The 21848-nt window shown below is 34.1% G+C and carries 19 protein-coding genes and 3 pseudogenes; 7 read left to right on the forward strand and 15 right to left on the reverse strand.

Annotated features, from left to right (window positions below):
* Position 1: 1 nt before the first annotated feature.
* Positions 2-466, forward strand: coding sequence for a hypothetical protein (locus tag H0262_RS00210; RefSeq protein ID WP_181209261.1), 465 nt, complete (start codon positions 2-4; stop codon positions 464-466).
* A gap of 168 nt (positions 467-634) precedes the next feature.
* On the opposite strand, the gene H0262_RS00215 is transcribed toward H0262_RS00210, so the two are convergent.
* Positions 635-865 (reverse strand): hypothetical protein, encoded by a 231-nt coding sequence (locus tag H0262_RS00215; RefSeq protein WP_181209262.1) that lies wholly within the window; start codon positions 863-865, stop codon positions 635-637.
* Positions 866-902: 37 nt separating this feature from the next.
* Positions 903-2270 (reverse strand): hypothetical protein, encoded by a 1368-nt coding sequence (locus H0262_RS00220; protein WP_181209263.1) that lies wholly within the window; start codon positions 2268-2270, stop codon positions 903-905.
* A gap of 509 nt (positions 2271-2779) precedes the next feature.
* Between H0262_RS00220 and H0262_RS00225 the strand changes: the two genes are divergently transcribed.
* Complete coding sequence (locus tag H0262_RS00225) at positions 2780-3268, forward strand: hypothetical protein (RefSeq protein WP_181209264.1); 489 nt, start codon at positions 2780-2782, stop codon at positions 3266-3268.
* A gap of 172 nt (positions 3269-3440) precedes the next feature.
* Positions 3441-4025, forward strand: coding sequence for a hypothetical protein (locus tag H0262_RS00230; RefSeq protein ID WP_181209265.1), 585 nt, complete (start codon positions 3441-3443; stop codon positions 4023-4025).
* Positions 4026-4062: 37 nt separating this feature from the next.
* Here H0262_RS00230 and thrH read toward each other — a convergent pair whose 3' ends face one another.
* The 3 genes from thrH to H0262_RS00245 are packed head-to-tail and all read right to left on the reverse strand — an operon-like array spanning position 4063 to position 6097.
* Complete coding sequence (thrH, locus tag H0262_RS00235; protein WP_181209266.1) at positions 4063-4698, reverse strand: bifunctional phosphoserine phosphatase/homoserine phosphotransferase ThrH; 636 nt, start codon at positions 4696-4698, stop codon at positions 4063-4065.
* 11 nt (positions 4699-4709) lie between these two features.
* Positions 4710-5318, reverse strand: a complete 609-nt coding sequence (locus H0262_RS00240) for a LysE family translocator (RefSeq protein WP_181209267.1) — start codon at positions 5316-5318, stop codon at positions 4710-4712.
* On the reverse strand, positions 5315-6097 hold the full coding sequence (locus tag H0262_RS00245) for a 2OG-Fe dioxygenase family protein (RefSeq protein ID WP_181209268.1): 783 nt from the start codon (positions 6095-6097) through the stop codon (positions 5315-5317). Before H0262_RS00245 ends, H0262_RS00240 begins: the two co-directional genes overlap by 4 nt.
* Before the next feature lie 97 nt (positions 6098-6194).
* On the opposite strand from H0262_RS00245, the gene H0262_RS00250 reads away from it, so the two are divergent.
* The 3 genes from H0262_RS00250 (at position 6195) to H0262_RS00260 (ending at position 8425) form a co-directional block, all read left to right on the forward strand.
* On the forward strand, positions 6195-7079 hold the full coding sequence (locus H0262_RS00250) for a LysR family transcriptional regulator (RefSeq protein ID WP_181209269.1): 885 nt from the start codon (positions 6195-6197) through the stop codon (positions 7077-7079).
* A gap of 225 nt (positions 7080-7304) precedes the next feature.
* Positions 7305-7709: a hypothetical protein gene (locus H0262_RS00255; RefSeq protein ID WP_259275367.1), complete on the forward strand. Its 405-nt coding sequence runs from the start codon at positions 7305-7307 to the stop codon at positions 7707-7709.
* A gap of 95 nt (positions 7710-7804) precedes the next feature.
* On the forward strand, positions 7805-8425 hold the full coding sequence (locus H0262_RS00260) for a hypothetical protein (RefSeq protein ID WP_181209270.1): 621 nt from the start codon (positions 7805-7807) through the stop codon (positions 8423-8425).
* Positions 8426-8704: 279 nt separating this feature from the next.
* Here the strand turns inward: H0262_RS00260 and H0262_RS00265 are convergent, their stop codons facing one another.
* Positions 8705-8914, reverse strand: coding sequence for a helix-turn-helix domain-containing protein (locus H0262_RS00265; protein ID WP_181209271.1), 210 nt, complete (start codon positions 8912-8914; stop codon positions 8705-8707).
* Positions 8915-8998: 84 nt separating this feature from the next.
* On the opposite strand from H0262_RS00265, the gene H0262_RS00270 reads away from it, so the two are divergent.
* Positions 8999-10288 (forward strand): hypothetical protein, encoded by a 1290-nt coding sequence (locus H0262_RS00270; protein ID WP_181209272.1) that lies wholly within the window; start codon positions 8999-9001, stop codon positions 10286-10288.
* A gap of 86 nt (positions 10289-10374) precedes the next feature.
* Here H0262_RS00270 and H0262_RS00275 read toward each other — a convergent pair whose 3' ends face one another.
* The 9 genes and pseudogenes from H0262_RS00275 to H0262_RS00315 form a co-directional block, all read right to left on the reverse strand.
* Positions 10375-10887, reverse strand: coding sequence for a transposase (locus H0262_RS00275; protein ID WP_181209273.1), 513 nt, complete (start codon positions 10885-10887; stop codon positions 10375-10377).
* Positions 10862-11086 (reverse strand): IS630 transposase-related protein, encoded by a 225-nt coding sequence (locus tag H0262_RS13080; RefSeq protein WP_310502975.1) that lies wholly within the window; start codon positions 11084-11086, stop codon positions 10862-10864. Before H0262_RS13080 ends, H0262_RS00275 begins: the two co-directional genes overlap by 26 nt.
* Before the next feature lie 476 nt (positions 11087-11562).
* Positions 11563-13347, reverse strand: coding sequence for a hypothetical protein (locus H0262_RS00285; protein WP_181209274.1), 1785 nt, complete (start codon positions 13345-13347; stop codon positions 11563-11565).
* 185 nt (positions 13348-13532) lie between these two features.
* A pseudogene (locus H0262_RS00290) lies at positions 13533-14189 on the reverse strand (IS1595 family transposase).
* Between the two features lie 79 nt (positions 14190-14268).
* Positions 14269-16155 carry a phospholipase D-like domain-containing protein gene (locus tag H0262_RS00295; RefSeq protein WP_181209275.1) on the reverse strand — a complete coding sequence of 629 codons (1887 nt, stop codon included), beginning with the start codon at positions 16153-16155 and terminating at the stop codon, positions 14269-14271.
* A gap of 1 nt (position 16156) precedes the next feature.
* On the reverse strand, positions 16157-19735 hold the full coding sequence (locus tag H0262_RS13215; protein WP_181209276.1) for an AAA domain-containing protein: 3579 nt from the start codon (positions 19733-19735) through the stop codon (positions 16157-16159).
* A gap of 155 nt (positions 19736-19890) precedes the next feature.
* A complete protein-coding gene (locus tag H0262_RS00305) occupies positions 19891-20082 on the reverse strand; it encodes an excalibur calcium-binding domain-containing protein (RefSeq protein WP_181209277.1) in 192 nt (63 codons plus the stop codon).
* Positions 20083-20179: 97 nt separating this feature from the next.
* A pseudogene (locus H0262_RS00310) lies at positions 20180-20344 on the reverse strand (IS1595 family transposase); the annotation flags it as partial.
* A gap of 170 nt (positions 20345-20514) precedes the next feature.
* Positions 20515-21657: pseudogene (locus H0262_RS00315) on the reverse strand (YifB family Mg chelatase-like AAA ATPase); the annotation flags it as partial.
* Positions 21658-21848: the final 191 nt, after the last annotated feature.

Here is a 21848-nt window from a genome sequence, read left to right on the forward strand (position 1 = left end):
AATGTTTAAATTTATTACTATTTCACTAAGTATTTTTTTGTTTGGATGTTCTTCCATTAACCATACTTTACCACCTGAGAAAACAAGCAATAAAGAACAACAGATAAATAAAACCAGTATTTTTTATTACTACGTTAACCCAGTAAGGCAAGCTCAATCGGCGGCTGTTGTAGAAGGAAAATTCGCTTGGAAAGATGGTTGCATATACCTAATAGGAAAAGATGGCATTTACAATACAGCTATGTTTCCTCTATACCCGAAAGGTATTGTTCAGTGGGATGAATCAAGTAAGACTCTGAATCTGAATGGACGTGTTTATAAAATGGGAGATTCTATTTCAACGAATGGTCAGTACTCAGATTACGTACCTAATAGTCCTATTGGCAGAGAATATGAAGCGCAAGGCGATAAAAATTGTCTCAACCCTACCATGGCTTTAATTGGGACAATGGGTATAGAAAATTAAGAGATTGTTTAGTTAATACTACTGATTGTAGTAACAAAATATTGTGTGCGTTAACTGTACGAATATGTTTATCACAATTTGAAATTATCAAATATGATCCAATAAAAAAACCAGAAGCTAAGAGCTTCTGGTTTTTCATCATGTTGGTAACACTAACATTCAAACTTTCTAACTTTCAGCATTTTCTCTGCTCAAAAGACCTTTACTTATCAAGCCCTGCTTGAATCTATCTGAAACTTTATTGGCTATATGATCAGAAATTAGTTCACGGTTAGCGTATATATCACTATATATTTCTTCTTCAGTTGGTCTCTTATTGCTAGCAACAAACGCACCATCCATATTTCTGACCGTATTGTATTTGTTACTTCCAAATGCAAATTCAGTATTATTTAACATGATATATCTCCTTGTTTAGGGCGATTAGAGCTGCTTATCAATTAAAGTAGTTTTGGAAAAAGTGTTGATTAAGCTTATCTTCGAAATAATGTTTACGCTTCTTCCAAATAAAACCATCACCTTTACTAATGATGGCGACGTCGATCGCCCCACCTACACTCTCTAATGAAGAAGTCGTCCTTCTCTTCAAGAATGTTAGATAAATCAAACTCTCTGCAAGTTCAGCCAAATCTTCCTTAGATAGAAATCTTAACGCTTGTAAAGTAGGTTGTATGTGAGAATTCTGTAGAATAGATTCTATATCATTTTGCATTGAGGACATAATGTTTTCTTTGAAATCTTGTTTCAAAGTTTCTAGAAGAGTCTTATCTATTTTTCCTTCTGTATTCTTAACAATCGTACTATTGTAGGTATCTAAAGTACTTGATAATGACTTATCTAATGAATCCTTAATTATATTGTGAATGTCAGGATTCATACCTCGGATAAAAGTATTCATTACATCAGTCTGTGCAAACGGTACTAGGTTACACGGATGATGATCGCTGATAACAATATCTTGATTTACACTATAACGAAGAGCTCCGTTTACTATTCCATCTGTTTCTATAGAGTATAATGCTGGATATATTTGATCACTACCGTATCCTACAAAGACCAGCCCTGTAGCACCTAATAAGTTGATTTTCGATTGTACAATACTAATGAAAAGGTCAGCAATTTTAAGCTTTAAGTCTTCAATTTTATCTGAATATATTAGTGAAGGCGTGCTATGCTTCAACATTTCAGTAATAAAGTGATGAATCCAGTCCCTATTATTCTTATTGAAAATTTCTAAATCAAACTCGGATAAACCTTCCGATTTAGGGCAGCCATTGAAATCCTTGATATTTTGATCTAGTATTCCTTCTAATCTGTCTGCGATTTGCTTTATAATATCAATTTCATCTTGAGGTGGATTTTCATACTTTTCAAGATTATGTAGTAAAGATAAAGCTTTCAAATCATTTTGGTCAATCAAATAGTTCCTTAGATCTTCTATAATATTTTGAACTATACGGTATAAGTTATTTTCGAGAAACTCTCTTTCCTTTTTTTTAAAATTTAATAATTGGTTTTTTAAAAGAAACTTCCTGAAATCTTCACTATACTCCATTACAGTTCTAAATGACTTTTTACCTAACCCCTTCCTATATAACTTAATAATTAGCTCCCAAGGTGTAGAAAGGAACTCTGAGTTATTGTAAATCATTATCGCGACAGGATGGTGTTTCGATAAAGTAAATACTTTGTTAGCCGTATTAAAAACTTTACTCTGCGAATTATTACCATTGGTTATTGTTGCAGCACTGTCTGCTGCTAAAGCCATACCAGTTTTGTTTAGAATAGCTACTACTGCTGTCATGTAATTCCCTTTAGTTTATAAGCTTCAAACACTCTAAATATTGTATATCCCTTTAAGCAGCTCTATTTCACCTTACAAGCCATTCTTCTTAATTGATATCTATATAATTAGGTTTTAATGATCTATTGTATAACGGACAGCTCTATCAGAGCATTTAGGTAAAATACTGATAATACTACGATATACCTATATGGGTTAAAAAGGTAAGACACTCTTACTACTCTACTGGTAGTCGTGCCTAAGCAAACTGTTGGTTAAATCTAGTATAAATTATACAATAACATCAGGAATAGTAAACATTATTCTTATATTAAATAGAATTCTATAACGTCTTATTTTCTAACGTAATTTCCTATAATAGAGAAACTGAAATTCTTAAAAAATGACATCCAGATTTTCTAAGAAGTAGATCGAAAGTTACTATCACTGTAGTCTATAATTAACTTCTTTACTAAGCTCCTGCGGATTCCACTTATTCATTTTAAATTATTATATTGGAACTAAACTATATGCTTTCACCTTTGGTAACTTTCGAAGAGTTTTTAGAAAAATCTACTTTATTGAAAGATATAAATATACATTTTGGCGGTTTAATAACCTTAAACCTTCTAGCGAAGTATGAACCTTCACGTCATTCACTTAACGAATACTTAGAAATAGATACAGATAATTTAGGGTTTAATAAGAAACCTGATGTAGGTACATTATGGTATGTACGCTGTCGTGCGGATACGAAAGTAGATGCTATGAGGAAAATTCTCGATTATTTAGCTACCTTTTTAGAAGAAAACAACATAAGTCTTATGCATGTCGCGATTAGTATTCAATTAATACATTTGAATCATAAACCTATAGATCACCCTATGGTCGATCCTATTGACTATAATTTGATTGATCATCTTGAGCATAAGCAAGCTGCTATCTTTAAAAATGTTATTGAACCTGTAGAACCATATTTTGCTGTATGGAATGGTAAAAAATGGAGTCCTTCGACTTAGATTCTGTTAAAAAATAGGTTTCATCGAAGAAGTATAGTGTGTAAAAAACATCCTAAGACTAGTTGGAACCTAAGAATATAAACAAGTTTAATTTGTTCGCATTACCTATGATATTCTCAAGAAAATTTCTTAAGATATATAGAGGGATTTATTCACACTAAGGATTTCGATTATGGATGCTCTGACACTTTCAACTAGCTTTGCAGCAATAGTTGGACTGCTTGCCACATTTCAGTCCATTAATGACGAAACTTCAAATGATCTGAATGATTTTCTAGCATGGCTCCGACAAACTAATAATGAGAATACTGCTGCTATTATAGAGAGCGATACTGCCCTACAGATAAACCTGAATCACTTTATGAAACAAAATCATGATGAAGTAATGTCCCAACTATTTACTCTTAACGACCTGATGGTGACTATTGCTAATCGAATTGAAGGTTTAGATAGGCTTGCTTCTACGTTTCGCTCTGATAGTGGGCTATCAGTTCAAGCTATTGATGTATTAAGGCAATTTGTGGAATCTGGTAGTACCAATATGCATCATATGAGAAATCTTAGTCGTAATGATGGAAACGATTATATTCTCGAAGGTGCTTCTGACATAAAATATAATGAACCTAGATTTATTGAGGATGATATTAAAGGCTTAGTAGCCTTGGGTTTAATAACCCAAAGCTTTACTAAAGGTGGTGGATTAGTCTATAAAATAACTCGACAAGCTGTAAATTTCATCGAAAGTACAAAATCATAATACATAAATCATGATAGCTATCAAACAAATCTACTTGCTATACTGCGAATTTTCTAGCGCTGATCTTTGAATTAATGGAGTCAATAACTTCTTGATAACTAGTCACGATATTAAATATGGGTAGAGCCTTCTCTAAAACCTCTTTCGAGGGTGAAAATAAGTACCCATGAGTTACAGCTTCTAGCATAGTGAAATCGTTGAATGCATCGCCTATCGCCATACTATTTTCTAATGATAAAGGATATTTTTCTATAACCTCATGTTTACCATGTTGGCGACTGTATAGGACTTTATTCACATAACCTTCACTATCAACCTGTAAACGATGACAATATACGGTATCTATTGGAACTTTAAGCTGCTGCAAAAACCCTTCAAGTAATTCATGAAAGCAGTCTGATACGATCTTAATCTCAAAACCTTTCCTCTTTAATTCTTGTAGAAACTCTGTTGCTCCCTCAATTGGATCAAGTTGCCCGATAATACTCTGTATTTTTGGTAGAGTGATCTGGTACTTTGCTAGAACAGCTATTCGATATAGCATCAGTTTTTCATAATCCTCTACCTCCCTTGTGGTTATTCTAAGCTCAGATATATTTAAACGTTTAGCCAAAAACTTCCATATTTCTGGGACTAAGACGCCTTCCATATCGATAAAGGCTACTTTGTTCATTTTGATCTTCCTTAGTTTAAGTTTGTAAAGAGCAAGAACACACCTAATAGACCTAATATGAAACCAATCACTCGGTTAATTGCTACTTGCCTGTTCAACATTTTCTCTCTTAAGGTACGCTGAGAGAACAACAAAGCCACTAAAGCAAACCATATGAAATGAGCTACAGACATAAACAATCCATAACTGATCAAAATAGACTTTGGTGTGATAGCGCTAACAATTTGCGTATAGGTGCTGATAACAAATAATGTAGTCTTAGGATTCAAGGCATTCGTAAAGAAACCATATCGTAATGCTTGTGCAGAACTGATGCAGGTAGAAGAACCTACATCCTGTACAGGCTTTTGTATAAATGTCTTATACCCAATATAAATGAGATAAAACGCACCAAGATATTTTATGATAGTCAAAAAATTGGGCGCAAACTCCATTACAATTGCAACGGCTAACAAGGTATAGGCGACATGTACTAATACTCCTAACGCTATACCAATAGAAGTCAATACACCAATAGAGCGCCCATATAAGTAGCTATTTTTGGTCACAATAGCGAAATCAGCCCCTGGACTGATAACAGCAAGAATGGTAATCATAATAACTGCTAAAAATTCTGTCATTTGTCTATCTCTTTAAAAGTGACAACCAGTACATCTCTTGAACCTACTTTGTTATCACTATTATCTTGGGGATGTATCTCTGATACGCCATGGTAAACATCATGATCATTTACCATAGCAATATCTAAAAAGTTTTCAAGCTCGAAGGAAGCAAGCTTATTTTTATCTAAGTCATAAATAGTTGTAACGCCACCCACTACACTTTCTTTATTTACCATCGCCATAAGTACATAATCAACGCCGTCTCTATGAATACCCTCTGGAGTGGGTTTGCCATTAGATTGATCCTTTGCTTCAATCCTAAACTGATGAGCTTCTATATACCATTTTTTCATCTTGCCTTTATCAAAAGCTGAATAAGCTAACTGAATTAGACTGTTAAAAATAGGATTTTTAAGCGTATTTGAGTCGATCTCTTTATAGAACCTTTCAATTCCACCATTTAGGCCATTGTACTCGGTTGTTTGATAATGAGGCTGATAGTCATTCTTACTATAGTTTTGGCCATTGCCTTCTGTCGTAAAAGTAGCATGTCTTCTTGTTCTATACGTTCCATTATCCGACATAAATCTATCTAATTCTAAGTTCTTCCAGCTTTCGACAAATTCTAATTTGTCTTTATTTGAGATAATTTGATGATTTTCTTCCTGTAGATTTTGGAATGAGTTACTATCAATAAAGACATAACCATTATCTTCCAAAGTAGATACAAAATTTTGAACATTATTAAACTTGTTCAGCTCTATACTTCTAGTAGCTATATATGCTGTATTTTTCACACTTACCTCATGTAGTCATTCAATTTAGTTGTATCTTCCTATATTTCTTAGTAAACTAAAATTGAGTTATTTACATGAGTAATTATGAGTTTTTGGCATGATAGAAAAGATATCGTTGAATTCAATAAAGTTTTTTTATTACGTTGCACAGCATGGCAGTGTAACGATAGCTTCTCAAAAACTGTTTGTAACGCAAAGTGCTGTGAGCAAACAGATTAAAAATTTAGAGGACGCTTTAGGTCTAGTTTTGTTTGACAGAGTGAACAAGAAGCTTGTACTTACGCCAAACGGTCGCTTACTTTTCGTCTGTTGCCAGCAAGTTTTTGCAAAATTAGATGATTGCTTGGTTGACTTGAAGAACCAGCAATATGAAAAGAAACAATTGGTACTATCCTGCGAACCTACAATCTCTATGAAATGGTTGATACCACGTTTAGCTGAATTTAATTCGCTAAACTATGGCTTTGAAATTGTATTGCTCACAGGAGGAGGGCCAATAGACTTTCAGGAGAAATCTATCGATATTGCTTTAAGAAGAAATGATTTTGAATGGAGTAAAGGTATTTTTAATGAGAAGATTATTGAAGAATACATAGTAGCCGTTCGTAACACTCGAACTGAACAGACAAATACGCTTTTACTGACCTCTTCTCGACCAAATTTATGGCAACACATAAACAAGTCTAAGTTAGTAAGTAGTGAAATTTTATCGTACGAACATATGATTTTAGAGCATTTTTATTTGTGTATTGAGGGATGTTTAGCTGGTTTAGGAACAGCCATTGTTTCAATATTTATGGTGGAAAAGGAAATCTCGCATCAATTTTTAGAATTGGTACATCCTCCCGTAGCGGATAGTTCTTCTTATCATTTATTGTCCTATTATCCTTTCTACGAAGATGAAAGAAAGGTGATATTCAAAAACTGGTTAAAAACAGAGATGCTCAATAGCAAAGTACAGTTTATGGAAAATTTAAAATAAATCTGAAACTTCTTTGAGTCTGTATACCTGCTTATGTTCTATTAACACAGGAGTAAATAAGAGGCAACTGATTTGACGGTAAGGAACTGACTGATAAAATTGTAAGTAGCATTAGTATCTCTAATAATATCAAGGACTTTTGGAAGCAGCTCATACGATCATTTATAGAAACCAAGTTTTAAGCTAAGATGAAATATGCGCTAATATGATAACGTTGGAAGAGCTATGAATAAGTTAGTGTTTATTGTATTTCCACTTTTTATAGCGTCTTGTATGCCTACAGAAAAAGAATATGATGAATACTACGGTTCAGGTTTTACTAATGTGAATGAGATATGGTGGTCACTCGATCATACTGCTTCTTACCCTTTTACTGTCTCTCATGGTGAAATCTCCTGTAGCGTTCATCCAAAATTTGGTCGTAAAGTATATTTCATGCCGGACGGTTATACTGATGAATCGTATATAGGAACACCCTTAAATAAGTCAGCATCTGATTTTCTTGAGCAAAACAGTATGCATCCAAATGTACCTTACAGGATCAAAAAGAGCGCTGACTTAAGTGAAGCTATAGCAATTGGTTTAAAGGTATGTGATGAACAGCAAGAGGTGCTTAGCAACAATGTTTAAATAAGCATAGTGGTGGCCCCGTTTATACCAAAATGGCAGTACCGCTCTAACTTATGATATTGCTAGTTCAAAAACTCAATATACAAATGATGCATATGCTTCACTATCTTTTTCACCCATTGATTTTGCAGTATCTAGCTATGGGTTCAAGCTCAAAACTGCATCTTAATGACATAGTAATGATAGTTAATAGATGTTTTCTAGTAGTAGCTTTAGCCACTTCAAGTCTAATGGCATGTGTGAATACATCCCCAGTAACGAATAGCGCGTTAATAAAACCTATTTTAGATAATAAGCAAAGCAAAGAGCCTTATTCTTATAATAAGCATTTTGTAAATGGTCCTATTAAATATAAAAACTACGAAGAGCTAGATGGAGATAGGACACTACCAGTCGACGCCATCGGGGTAGTTGGAAGATTCTATATCAGTGAAGAAGATAATTGCCTTATATTTTTCAGTGAGGATAGCACCAAAGTAGTTACGCCCATTTTGAATTATAAATATACACAATGGAATTCTGAGACTCAGTCACTTACCATGGGTAATACTCATGTAGAGATGGGTCAATTAGTTTTAGTAGTAGGTGGGATTCAAGATACGCCTAAATCCTACCAAGGTTCCTGCTTGAACAGAGGATATATTGTAGATATGGCATCGTTTGGAGTAAAACTATTACTGGAATCCGATCTCCATTTATATAAGCAGAAATTTTAGATTTATATATTGGAGGTTATTCAAACTAAGGCTAGTTAAAATATAGTATGAAGAGGCAGCAACCTATTAAAGTACGCTGCCTTCTTCTTTTAAGTGTTTGTACTTTACAAATTTGAAGTAAGTTGCTGGATCAAATGTTGAGATAGTATTACATGCAATGAGTACTTAGCTTTATCGACAGTAGTAATTTTTATAAATAGCGTCTGCTGTACCCTGCCTCAAGTGACTATCCTACTTAGATAGTTTTATCAATATTATAGTAAATGAAGTCTATAGATTCTAAACTAGATCTTTTATATCAACGCTTAACGCATCGCATATCTCATAAGCCTTTTTTAGAGTAATATTCTTCTCTCCACGCTCAATGTTTCCCATATAGCTCCGATCAATACCGGCTATCTCTGCTAATGCTTCCTGAGATATTCCTTTACTTTTCCGTACCTCGCGGACGCGCTTCCCGAAGGTAACCATACGCTCATCTGTTGTCATCTCATTGACCACTGCTAAAAATAGCAATACTTACAGTGGTAAGCTATAATATCCACGGGATATAGTCGGTATTGAGAGATAAGCATGAAAACTAAATTAGAGTATCAGTCAGATATTACAGAAACTAATAAGCTTATCTGTGAGAGGTACTGGCTAAGAGAAGGCGATAAAAGAAGTGGTTTTATATATACCTGTAGAGAGATAGGTCAAGAGTTTGACTTCAAGCATCAAGATATACCTAGTATCGTTAAAGCAAATGCTCACCTTGTCGTACTAGATTGTCAATGCATAGACTGCGGTACAACTAAGATTTGCCATACTCGTTCACAGCTGACTCAATTAAAATCTGATAACTGGCAGTGTGAAGATTGTTGGGAGGCGCTTCAAAAAAGAAGGGATCAAGAGTACTTAGAGTATCGTCTTAAGCAAGACCGTTTAGCAGAAGAGAGAAGACAGGCCGCTCTAGAGCACATTAATCAATGCAGAAGCATTCAATTAAGCAGTATTCCTTCAGTAACTGAGCTTAACGATGTGGATAAACTTCTACTTGCAGCGACTGTAGAGAGTATAGGAGCAGAGAATTTAAGGACTACGGTCTCTCTAAGTGACAATTTATCGTTACCTTTATCACCGTTCTCTAGATTGGATGAAGAAATATTACATCACCTTTTTAACCGAAATCTACTTATCCTAACTCCTGCAAGCAGCTATGAATACGTGACCATCAACGAAGAGCAAGAGTTAGAAATAGATTTTTATCAAGCGATTTTTGAGTTTACTTATAGTATTGAGAATCTTACTAGGATCATGATAAACGCTAAATCTAGGAAAGATATCAGTGCTCTAGTAGCAGATAATCAATTCAAGAGCTGGTGTGAACAGGTGCAGCTAGGAGAGTGTCTTAGCTATTTAATTACTAGATCAAGACTGAACAATCTAGCACCGCCTATTGGCGACAAGTTGGTTAGTATTTTCAGGGCTTGTTTAGCCGAATGTTCTGTATCGACCATGCATTATATAATTTGGAAGTCTGTTGAAAGTGCTGCTGCATACGTGCAAAAACCAAATATTACTAGAAGACATGCTTCAAACTCTATTTCCGGTAATATAGAAAGAGTATTTGGCAAAATATATAGTGGTAGTTGGACTCACAATAGAGCTTATCGTGGCTCTAGCCACCCTCAATCTGCGATGGCTAAAATATTTTTTGATTATATATTTGGAGTAGATGATGGGTGTTTTCATTACACTCTTGATGAGCTATTTAAACAATATAGACAGCAGGAAAGATTGGAACAGAAGAGCTACTCCACATTAGGTAGTTTCAAAAGTTGCAACCATACAATAATGATAACACTAGGTTCTAAAGAATAAAAATATAGAAGCCTTCCTATCGAAATATGCTTATGTACAAGTATAGTCTATATTTATAAATCCTATAAAAAAACGTAGTTATATAGTCAATCCACAATAAAACTGGAACATCCCATATCATGAAAGAGTTTAGGCAAATTATTCTCCATCCAGCCTTGGCATAAAAGCTTCGCCTGTGCCCATTTCTTTTCGATAGGGTTTAGATCAGGACTATAAGGCGGTAGAAATAAAAGTCTGTGACCGTGCCTGTTGAGCAGTCTTTGTACTCGCTTATGAAAGCTGGCATTATCCATTACGATCACGCATGAAGTGTTTAAGCTTGGAATCAGTGTGTATTTGCACCAATCATAGAATATGTTGCCATTGATATTCTGCTCAAAGTAATTTAGTGCAAACAGCATCTTTTCGTACAAAGCACCAATGACGTTGGTTCGTTTTTTACCTTGCCAGTTGTAACTATCGATACAAGGCCTACCTATCAGCGCATAACCGTAAGGGTGAATGATCTCAGCTTCGAATCTACTTTCATCCATGTAGATAATGGGATAGCCTTGCTGCTTGAAATCATCAAGCTTATTCTGATATATCACTCTTTTCATCGGACAGGCTTTTGGATGCTCTAAGGTCTTTTCTTTGACTGATACCAAGGCGTTTTAAAGCCGACTCAATGCCTGATTTACTGCACCCTAAACGCTGTGCTCGCTCGTACATGTAATCATCAGGATATTGCTCAACATCTTTTAATAAGGCTTCATTAGGTATTTTAGTCGGTGCTTTATTTCTGGTTATTTTAGGCACTAATTCCTTCTGTCAACTGTGAATAGTACTGGTACTCAGCTCATAAAAGATAGCGGCTTCTCGAATAGTCATACCATATTTAATGCTACGTAATACTTGCTTGCGAAAGTCGATTGAATAAGTCATGGTTGATACTGTTAAATGAGTTTATTATAGCTATTGTATCGATTTTATATAAGATTGACTATATAGGTAAATATTATGAATGCTGTTAATCTTGATAAAAGTCCTTACTGCTCATACGCCAAAAATCAGAGTTGGTATTCCTGATGAGTTTGCAAATACTTAATTCTTATGATAAAACGCTATATTGTAGATATCTTAAAGGATGTACAATAACTTACATACATACTTCTATAAATAGCTAAAAAGCAAAGACATAAGCAACAAAGCTATTTAATAAATATAATAGTTATTTTTTCATCAATAGAATTACTGCTTATCCATTAGAAAGATGCTAAAAACCAATGAAAAGCCTATTCATTAAACAAATCATTTACCGTACGAATAATTCTATTTTTAATATCACCTTGATGATTTAGGTTTTCTACCTTATTAAAATTAGCTTCGATAGTTTGTTTAATTCCACTTCCTCCATTTCGGTTTATTTCGTTTATAACAAATTGTATTACATTTCTATTCGTATGTGATCTAGGTAAGGCAAATAGATACATTCTGCAGCCTCTTTTCCCATGAGGTTCAATATCCAGACAGTAAACTGGAGATTTTTCCTTTTTTTCTATCTTAAGAAATAACCCCTTTCTATTTCTATTTGTATTTCCCTCAGGAATTTGCGACCATTTTTTGCCCCTAAAACTAAACTCCCCGTAAGGATAAGAACTATTAACTTGACCTATCGGTAAAGCTGTAATATCCCAACCATCTTGCTCTCTCTCAATATCATGAAAAATTGTAGATGTATCATAATAAGAACTATTATCATTCTGGTCTTTCTCAGACAAAAGCTTTGCACGTCTCATTTGGTTGTTTTTTTCGTAGTTTTCTTTTGCTAACGATCCTTGGTTTGTATTATTCTCATATCCATCTTCTACAGTTACTCCTTGAACAATACCAGTAGTATCATCATCATCTTCTTTTTCATTATCTTCATTTATATCTTCAAATTTTTTCTCAATTCTTAAATTATCAAGGAAAGGAAAACGACCATGCTGGTCAATAATAATATTTATCTGAGGTTCATGTTTACTAGGGGTTTCTTGTGTGACTGTTTCAGGTTGAGCGGGATCATTCGAACTTTGCTCTTTAGGCGGTCGTTCCTCATATTTTTTTCTATCACGTTTTGGATAAATATCAGCGCTAATCATATTTAACTCTTCATAAGGCCATGAATCGTGACTAGTCTGAATTTTACGTACTAAAAAAAACTTTTCACCATCGTCTTTTTCTCCTACGTAATGACCTATTACTTCAAGCTCTGCATTACCTTCGAAGGGTAAGTTTGTTTTTAAAGGTAGTTCAGTTAAATCGTCATAATAACCACTTTCTTTTGAACTCATTAAGTAGTTGAAAGCGCAACTATGAATTTCTCGCATTGCGTTTTGAGTTGTTTTATCCATCAACCCTCTTGCTATAAAAGGCACGTCATCGTCAGGAAAAGATCTATTATTAAGCTTAATTGAACATCGGTATTTATTCTCTTCTATAGTTCCAACTAACGTTGCTACTTCACTAAGCTCGTCTTCCATAAATAAATGACGGATGAAATGTCCTGAACCCGAAAAATAGTGTCTTACAATTTCAGAATGCGGAATTAAAACTGTAACCTCCTCTCCATCAAAAATAGAATTGGGAATTGATAATAAAGATAAGTTATTATCTTTCAGAAGATACTTAAATTGTGCAGACTTAGCTAAGTCATTCTTTACCTTCTGGTAAGTTGTATGTTTCCTCTTTGAACTTAACATGATGTTTTGTGCTTTAGTTGGTTCGAAAATTTTTTGAATATTTGTGGAACTACTAGCTTTCCAAATGGAACCTGCTGACAGTATATATAGATACTCTATTTCTATATCTAAAATAACAGATCTCTCTACTAAATTTTTGCCAATATAATCAAAGTAAGTGGGATAGTAGTGTTTATTTGATAGATTCTTTAATCTATCAATAGAATTATTATCGTGTAATTCAAAAAAATTAATAGTGAGGAACTTAAACTCATCATCTTTACGGATTTTGCGTATTATTTCCAGTCTATATAGTTTTCCAGTTTTAAACTTCTCTTCCTTAAATGATATTTTCATATCGAATCTTTCTTTCCTATGCTGGTCATTTTTAAAGCTACTTAATTGTTATGAAGCTTAATCATGTTTTACTATTAATGATGTAAAGTGAAGATCTACTTGTAACTTAAGCTCTCTAAAGCCTTAAGTTGAGACTAGTCTGATGTGTTATTTTGAATTAGTTAAGGGATTGTAGTAGATAAGGATTAAATGTCACACCATATTCTCGGAGTTTTAAGCTGATTAGATGGTGAACTATAGTTAAATCTAAACTCGCACTTTTTTAAAAACAGATGAAGGTTCTTCCCATCAATTCCATTATATTTTTTGAGAGTTCGTTTAGACTGATTCTAAAAGCTCTCAATGTCATTGATATGATTGTTTTTACCAGCAGCAAACGCTTGGGAAGGGTTCACTCTAAAATGTTTTAAGTCACTCACATCTAATGCATTGTAACTTCAATAGCTATCGGTATAAACAAAGCTATCATGCTTGATTTTACAATTGATAGCAGGCATGAGAGTGGTTTGTTTGGTGTCTGCTACGACAACGGTATAAACCTTGCCATTTCTTTTTAAGATACCAAATAAGGCTGTTTTACCAGCAGCCCCACGGCCTCTTTTGCCTTTGCGTACACCGCCAAAGTAACTTTCATCTAATTCGACTTCACTATTGAAAAGCTCATCGCCTTGTAATGAGAGATGGTGAGCTATAACAAGTCTTATTTTATGATAAAAGAGTGCAGCAGTGTTAGGCTGAATATTGAACAAATCTGCGGCTGTTCTAGCGGTTACTTCAGCTGTAAAAAACTCTAATAGCTGTTTTTATACTTTTTTACTGAGTTTACAACGGACTGTCTTCATTTTATTAGTCTAGCATGGTGCTTATCTACTACAGTCCCTATCATTTTTATTTGGATCAGACTATATATGCTATTTATTCTCAATTCTTAGCAACTGGCAAAAACTTGTTTAATAACTCTTCAGCAACATTCAAACCCTGAATATGTAGTCCAAGCTCATGGTATTCTCCTCCTTTTTCTTCAAGAGCATTAGCAGATAACCAATTTAAGCTTGTCAATAAGATATCGTCATTATCCCATGCTATGAATTTAGCATGGCTTTTTGCCTTATGACTTTTCCCGCTAATTTTTTTAAGTTGTATAGGCTGAGGTAGTGACGATAGTTCTTTAGCTTTCTGTTCTAATTCAGCATCACTCATATGTCTAGTTTTTTTATAATAACAAAATTTCTGTTTAATTTTCAGTGGTGCTAAGTTGTCAAAAATAGGTCGATGAGCGATATCGCTGATAAAGTCACTAACTACATATATTCTTTTAGTAGCAAGATTTTTAGCACTGTTTATATAATCATAATGCTCCTGTTTTTTTACTAATTTTATTGTTAGCTTATCTTCACCTTTCAGAACTTTAGTTCTTTCTATTTGCTCCATTACCATATTAGCAAGTGACTCCAGTTTCCTTGATGTATCACTCATCATCACGCTTTTGCCAGTACTAATATTCGACGCTATTCTTAATATCTTAGAAGTAAACTGATTGTCGTAAATCACAGCAGAGGTTTCAAATGTATTAAAAGCAGTATAAAAGAAATTGCATGAAGTAATCATGCAACAATAACCCTTAGTTACATGATCAGCTATAACAAACTTAGCGTGAGACTCAGTCCGAGTAAAATTGTTGAAATTGACCTGTTCAGTAATTCCTTCCTCGTGTAGTTTAGTGTTAAAAAACTTAAGTGTCTGCTCTATTCCTAAGTCCTCTGCTCGGGATTTTTCAAAGCCTAAGTCATCTTCCTCACGTTCTGTTTTTCCCCATAAAATATAAACATCGACCCCTCTAAGTAGAGCAGTCTTTATAGATTCAAAGATATCAGTAAATTCTTGAGTCTTTTCGTCATAAACACATCCCGTTCTTATGAAGGTTGAATGTATGACTAAAAAGGTACTTGACTTATCTATAAGCTCTAGTAGCTTAGTTTTATTATCCTCACCACCATATACTAAAGCGGCATTTTTACGATCGATAATATACTCAGGGTTTTTCTGTTTAAATGCCTTTTCCGAATCGATTTCAATTACTTCTTGTTCAAAACTTACACTTTCCACTTTATTCTTCAGCTTAGAACCAAGTTGTTGAGCAAGTACATTATCCATAATTTTATAACCATTTCTTTCTGTTAACTCCATATCAACTATTAAGTATTTGAATCCAGTAAAATAGTTTGAATCGATTGCCGTATATCCATCAATAATTTCACCCTCGTTCGTAGCTGCTTTAATTAGCGAATCAGCTTCAGCTTCAATAGTTACATATGAGTATTCATACTTGAGTTCAATAACTTGCTTATCGCTTTGATGTTTATAGCTCGAATAAGCGGCTTTAGGCATTAGCACATTGTTTGTATTATAAAAGTTATGATAGTTACCGTTTATATCAAGAAAAATTTCTCTTTGAGATTGATAATTCGATTCAGTATATGGTAGTTCAAAACTATTTTTAGTAGATTCATAAATCTCTTTTCCCCTATAAGAGATAGCAAAAACAAATTCATCATTACCTTTTTCAATGCTAATCCAACCGACATCACACATAGGTAGTAATACTTGCAATGTAATTCTTGGATTTAGATTCAATAATTCATTTACCTCTGTATGCGTCAAAGTACGCTCGTTAAGTTCCTTGATAATTAAAAAGTCTAGAATAGACCAGCCACGTTTCTTTGTGACATCGAATAAAAATTTATTATATAAAAAAGGAATTGAAACTTGTATATATTTATGAATAATTTTTTTCTGAATTTCTTTCATATTACAATCCAACATACTGTTTAGCTGATACGAAATTAACATTTCTAAAAATTTTATCTGAAACACTACAAGAATTGTCTAACATTGTTAGATAATCTGGATAAAGGAGTGCTACAAACTTATCTAAAAATTCGAAGTTATCTTCCAATAAAATACCATGGCTTTTTTCTCTCTTATTTTTTTCATTATCGAGCCACGTTTTAAACAGACCAAAACATCCAACTATGATTAATTTATGCTTAGCACGACTTAGAAGAACATTCATGCGTCTCATTTCAACTAAGAACCCAAGAGCCTGCCTTATTGTGGGATTGACGTTATGCCTAACTAAACTAATAATAATTACATCTGCTTCATTTCCTTGAAAGGAATCCACTGTATGAGCAATACCTTCTTCAATTTCATGATTCAGCTTTTTTACTTGTTTAGAGTAAGGAGAGAGCACCTTGAGAGAATACATTTCTCCACTAATATGTCTTATAGCTTTTTTCAATTCATGAATAATTTCAACTTCTTTCATGTTTTGATTTATCTTTTCAAGAGGTCTTAGAGTAGAATTCGTTTTAATATCTGGAATATCTATCCAAATGACAGCGTTTTCTTTATTTAGTCCCTCAAGTTTTATTCTTTGTTCATCAAACACGAAGTGGTTTTGTTTAGACTTATTGACTCTATCTGAATGGGTGATTAGCTCATCATCATAGACAGTTTTTGAGATAATGTTACATATGTCAGGATGCATTCTATGCTGAATGTTTAACATGCCTCCGAAATTGTAATATTTCGATGCATTACTAGCATCTTCACATAGGCTTTTAAAAAGGGAAAAGTAACGTTGGAGGTTTCCAAGTAGCTCATTAGTATATTGTTGATTGTCTGAATCATCAGCGTCTTTAGGATTCATACCCAGCTGATCAAGTTCATGATTGGTAAGATTTGTATCTTTGAGTTGATTCAAAATAATTTTTACATCTTCGTAAGATGCATTTTGTAGAATTGATTCGATAATACCTTCTGAAAATGCTGGTAATTGTTTAGAATCACCTATCATAACTCGCTTATTTGCAACCAGCATAGCTCCAACCATCTCTATTCCTGACGCTTTAGCACTTTCTTCCATAATTGACACATCAAAACTTATTTCATTATTAACTAGAGATGCCATTAAGGCTGAATTAGAAGTGGTAAATACCAAATTAGCAGCCTTTATAATAGCATTAAAAAATCCATGTTCGGCGTTATTTGAGAAAACTCTAAGTTTGTCTGAAATCCCATTTTCTTTATGATATTTTTTGAAAAGTGGGCTTTTTTTAAAATCCTCTAAAAAAGGCTTGATAACCTCCTGTTTTTTACTAATCTTTTCAAGATTTTCATCCAGAGTTTTAACCTCTATAATTTTATTATTTTTTTTGGTCTGTAACTCATTTCCATCTTTAAAATCTGAAATAATTACCATATCTTTCAGTAAATCAATATGTTTTAATTCCTTCAAAGTTTTTTTATAAAGTAGACCCACAGTTGCATGGGCTTGTGCAGATAATAAAATCTTAGCACTATCCTCCTGAGAAACTACATGATTTACATAATTTGTTATTAAGAAAGTTTTACCAACCCCTGGAGGACCTTCAACAAAATAATTTGGATAAGTTGAAATTAAAGGCTTGAATATTTGTTTTTTAGACTCATCAAATAAACTAAGAATAGAATCTATATCGTATGTTCGTGATGTAACGTGTACTGAATCAGATGGGCGAGACAAACTTTTCGTTAATGGCATATTTTTTAGTAAATTTCTAAATACTTGTATTCGTCTTTCGATTTGAAACTCAGTGCCTGTTATATCTGAAGGATACAATAAAAAAACTTGATTTTCATATATCTGATGTTTAACCTTGTTCTCTTCAGATTCAGAAAATATGTATTGTTGCCCTAATTTTCCATGAAATTGTAAACTTATAAACTCATCATTAGCACTGTTTTTAACATTCTGCTCAAGCATAGCCCTCCAGTTATCACCAACACTGCCTTCTTCTTGAAACGATTGAATAAACCTATCAGAAGCTCTTTTATATCCAATTGCTTTTGACAATCTATTATTAGTCTTATTATCTGAATCTATTAAACTCACGAAAAAATATAATTTATTAGCATCGTTAAAAAATTTATGGTTCTTTCTAATGAACGCTCTATCCACTTTATTTAATTGTACTTTGTATTTCTGAATACTCATAAGGCTTTGCTCAACTGCAATTGACATTAGCAAGCCTTGTAAACATTCAAGCTCATAACTCTTATATACAATTTGCTTCTTTAATTTATCTAAAACTTCATTCCATGAGTTCTCTTCTTTTCTATACTTAAATTCTAAATTGTACGGGCTATTGACATACTTTAGACTTCTATATACTTTTTCACTGTTATTTCTAGCAAGTCTTGAAACTAATCCCTCATGACTATTAACAATATCCTCTAAAACCATCATACTTCTAAAGGGATACTCATTATTTTTAAATTCTCTAATCTTATATGTAAATTGTCTACCTTGAAGAAAGTACACAATACGATTGCTATCTGAATTATTTCTACTATCGTTGTAGATTTTAAAGGGATAGACATCTAAATCTTCTTCTAATATATTTTTAATTTCTTCAATCGAAGCCCTTGGAACACTTAATAAATCTCTAACACTCTCAAATACTTTCTCTGTAGATGATTTAGCGATAGATATATGAAGTGGACTATCTCTTTTTTCTACAATTACTGAATGAGAGTCTATACAATTTTCGATCAGTATTTTCAGACTGCTAACTGACAAAACGCCTTTATGAACTTCTCTTTGTGAAACTCCTTTCTGAAGCTCTCTAACGACCTTCCTTTCTTTATTGGAAATATTTGAAGTACTAAGGTTGAAATCTTCAATACCCAAGAGCTCCAAAATAAATTTAGAAAGATCGTGCCAATCTTGATGAGTGGTATAAATAATGTTCTTATTCTCATCAATTTCAACCCATTTAGGTTTGTTAAAGTCTAGTGATTTTTCAAAGCCAGCTAATATAAATTTTGCATCATTTTCATAATCATCACTTCCGTCATATATGATGCTATGCATACTAATATTTCTATGAATAATTCCATGATTATGTAGAATTTCAAGACCGTTGACTAATCTTGATATATTTTTCCAAAAGTACACTCTATTAATCGATTTCGACAAATTATCCGTATGTAGCCAATGTTTGTTAGAATTTAAAAACGATAACCTGACACTGGTTTTTATAACTTCATTTAAGCTTTTATAAGAACGGTTACTCTTATAGACTAGATAAAAACTGCCGTCTTTAACAAAGTAATCATGTATTATTTCAATATATTTACTGGCATTGTTAGCAGTTTTAAGCTTGTTTAGTTGACGAGCTTCATTCAACCAAAGAGCTTTTACAAAATCATGATTATTAGATGTATTTGGTGTCCATATCTTCACTTTATAACATTCATCCTCTTCATCATAAAACTGAATGTCTAAAGTATAGTTAGCTTCTTCTGTATATTTTGGTATCACATCTGTAGAGATTAGTCCCACTTTAATGTTTTCCTTTCAGCTTTATTTATGTTTAAATTAATAAATACATATTTTTAGTCGGATTAAGTTTGGTAATTTAAAATGGGTTCTTATAGAATATATACGATATTCATTAATTTGCGTTGAATATCTATCAAACTTATGTGGTTTATGATTTATCTTAATGCTTCACATGCGATACCATCTTTGTCAAGATCCAAACGTTTGTATCCCGATTTCTTCGCATCGAAATAAGCTTGAGCTTCAGCTTGGCTTCCGAAATCAGCGCATACCACGCTGCCTGCATAAGCAGGAAATGACGCGTTTAATATTAAAAGTGATATCGAATAACTAATAACTTTTCTCATAATTCACTTTTCTGTGATTAACTGCTCTCTAAATATTTAGGGGCTGTAGTAGATAAGGATTAAATATCACACCATATTCTCAAAGTTTTAAGCTGATTAGATGGTGAACTATAACAAGTCTTATTTTATGATAAAAGGGTGCAGCAGTGTTAGGCTGAATATTGAGCAAATCTACGGCGGTTCTAGCAGTTACTTCAGCCATAAAAAACTCTAATAGCCGTTTTTGTACTTTTTTACTGAGTTTATAACGGGCTATCTTCATTTTATTAGTCTAGCATGGTGCTCATCTACTACAGCTCCTAAAATAATTATCCCTGAATCTTAGTTTCACACCGAATCCCTGTACTCTTGTTTAGAGGACTCTAGATATTATCATTTATATTTGTTTTTATCACTTATATTTATAATTATTGATTAGTGTTGTAGTTGTCAACGACAACGCCCTGAGCCATCACCATCATAGCCACACGGGCACGGGTTCATCGCTGCCACCAGTTGAAAATTTGCTGGAAAGGTCATCTGTGAGTTAGCACGGCTGATAGTGATTTGTTTTGCCTCTAGTGGTTGGCGCAGTACCTCTAACACCGTACGATCAAACTCGGGTAATTCATCAAGGAATAGTACGCCCTTATTGGCCAGCGTAATCTCACCAGGTTTGGGACGTGAACCGCCACCGACCAATGCCACTGCTGATATGGTGTGATGAACTTGTCTAAAAGGTCGTGTGCCATAATCATAATCACTATCGGCAACCGAATACGTACTGGCAACCTCTAGCGCATCTTCTGCACTCAAATCTGGCAAAATAGTTGGCAGGCGTGACGCCATCAAGGTTTTTCCTGAACCCGGTGGTCCTGTAAGTAACAATGAATGACCACCTGCTGCGGCAATCTCTAAGGCACGCCGTGCATGATGCTGTCCTTTTACGTCTGCCAAATCTACTTGATAGCCTATATGCTGCTGGATTTGATTCGGCTCTACTTCGGTTAAGCGTTCATCCAAAAAACTGCTATCGGTAAGTGATTGCAAATGATTACATACAGCCTTTAAATTTGACGCTGCCAATACGGTGATGCCATCCACACGGCTAGCCTCTGCCCCATTGATGGTTGGGACAATGAGTTGCCGTGTTGACGACATCATCTTCTCATCACCTTTTAACAGTTGCGTCGCCAATACCTCAGCTTTCATTGCTCGTGCAACCGCCAAACTACCGCTTACTTGCCGCAGCTCACCATTGAGCGCCAACTCCCCAATAAACTCAAACCCTGACAATACCTTTGGATCCAACTGATCACTGGCTGCCAAAATACCGATAGCTATAGGCAAATCAAGACGAGCACCATCCTTTGGTAAATCGGCGGGTGCTAAATTAATCGTCAAACGTCTATTAGGAAACTGAAATCCAGAATTGAGTATCGCTGAGCGAACTCTATCCTTGCTCTCACGTACCGCCGCTTCAGGCAAACCAACAATGGTCAATGCTGGTAGTCCTTGCGACAGATGCACTTCAATGATGACTTCAGGTGCGTGCAGCCCGACGACCGAGCGGGTATAGACTTGAGCAAACGACATAAGCCTTTCCTATAGAGAGATTTATCGATCATAGAGGATTATTAATAAGTGCGCAAATGTTGCGTATTTATTTTTAATTTACTTAAAAAATATTGTCAGCGAGATTCTTCATCACCTAGCTATACAACTTTATAGCTATATGATTAACGTCGCTGTATAACTAACCTCGCTGTCCATGCCACTATAAGCTG

This window comes from Psychrobacter sp. D2 (assembly GCF_013608135.1).
GTDB lineage: Bacteria > Pseudomonadota > Gammaproteobacteria > Pseudomonadales > Moraxellaceae > Psychrobacter > Psychrobacter cryohalolentis.

Coding starts and splice junctions, on each gene's coding strand:
- H0262_RS00210 (WP_181209261.1), top strand. CDS start 2: ATGTTTAAATTTATTACTATTTCACTAAGTATTTTTTTGTTTGGATGT.
- H0262_RS00215 (WP_181209262.1), bottom strand. CDS start 865: ATGTTAAATAATACTGAATTTGCATTTGGAAGTAACAAATACAATACG.
- H0262_RS00220 (WP_181209263.1), bottom strand. CDS start 2,270: ATGACAGCAGTAGTAGCTATTCTAAACAAAACTGGTATGGCTTTAGCA.
- H0262_RS00225 (WP_181209264.1), top strand. CDS start 2,780: ATGCTTTCACCTTTGGTAACTTTCGAAGAGTTTTTAGAAAAATCTACT.
- H0262_RS00230 (WP_181209265.1), top strand. CDS start 3,441: ATGGATGCTCTGACACTTTCAACTAGCTTTGCAGCAATAGTTGGACTG.
- thrH (WP_181209266.1), bottom strand. CDS start 4,698: ATGAACAAAGTAGCCTTTATCGATATGGAAGGCGTCTTAGTCCCAGAA.
- H0262_RS00240 (WP_181209267.1), bottom strand. CDS start 5,318: ATGACAGAATTTTTAGCAGTTATTATGATTACCATTCTTGCTGTTATC.
- H0262_RS00250 (WP_181209269.1), top strand. CDS start 6,195: ATGATAGAAAAGATATCGTTGAATTCAATAAAGTTTTTTTATTACGTT.
- H0262_RS00255 (WP_259275367.1), top strand. CDS start 7,305: ATGAATAAGTTAGTGTTTATTGTATTTCCACTTTTTATAGCGTCTTGT.
- H0262_RS00260 (WP_181209270.1), top strand. CDS start 7,805: ATGCTTCACTATCTTTTTCACCCATTGATTTTGCAGTATCTAGCTATG.
- H0262_RS00265 (WP_181209271.1), bottom strand. CDS start 8,914: ATGACAACAGATGAGCGTATGGTTACCTTCGGGAAGCGCGTCCGCGAG.
- H0262_RS00270 (WP_181209272.1), top strand. CDS start 8,999: ATGAAAACTAAATTAGAGTATCAGTCAGATATTACAGAAACTAATAAG.
- H0262_RS00275 (WP_181209273.1), bottom strand. CDS start 10,887: ATGAAAAGAGTGATATATCAGAATAAGCTTGATGATTTCAAGCAGCAA.
- H0262_RS00285 (WP_181209274.1), bottom strand. CDS start 13,347: ATGAAAATATCATTTAAGGAAGAGAAGTTTAAAACTGGAAAACTATAT.
- H0262_RS00295 (WP_181209275.1), bottom strand. CDS start 16,155: ATGAAAGAAATTCAGAAAAAAATTATTCATAAATATATACAAGTTTCA.
- H0262_RS00305 (WP_181209277.1), bottom strand. CDS start 20,082: ATGAGAAAAGTTATTAGTTATTCGATATCACTTTTAATATTAAACGCG.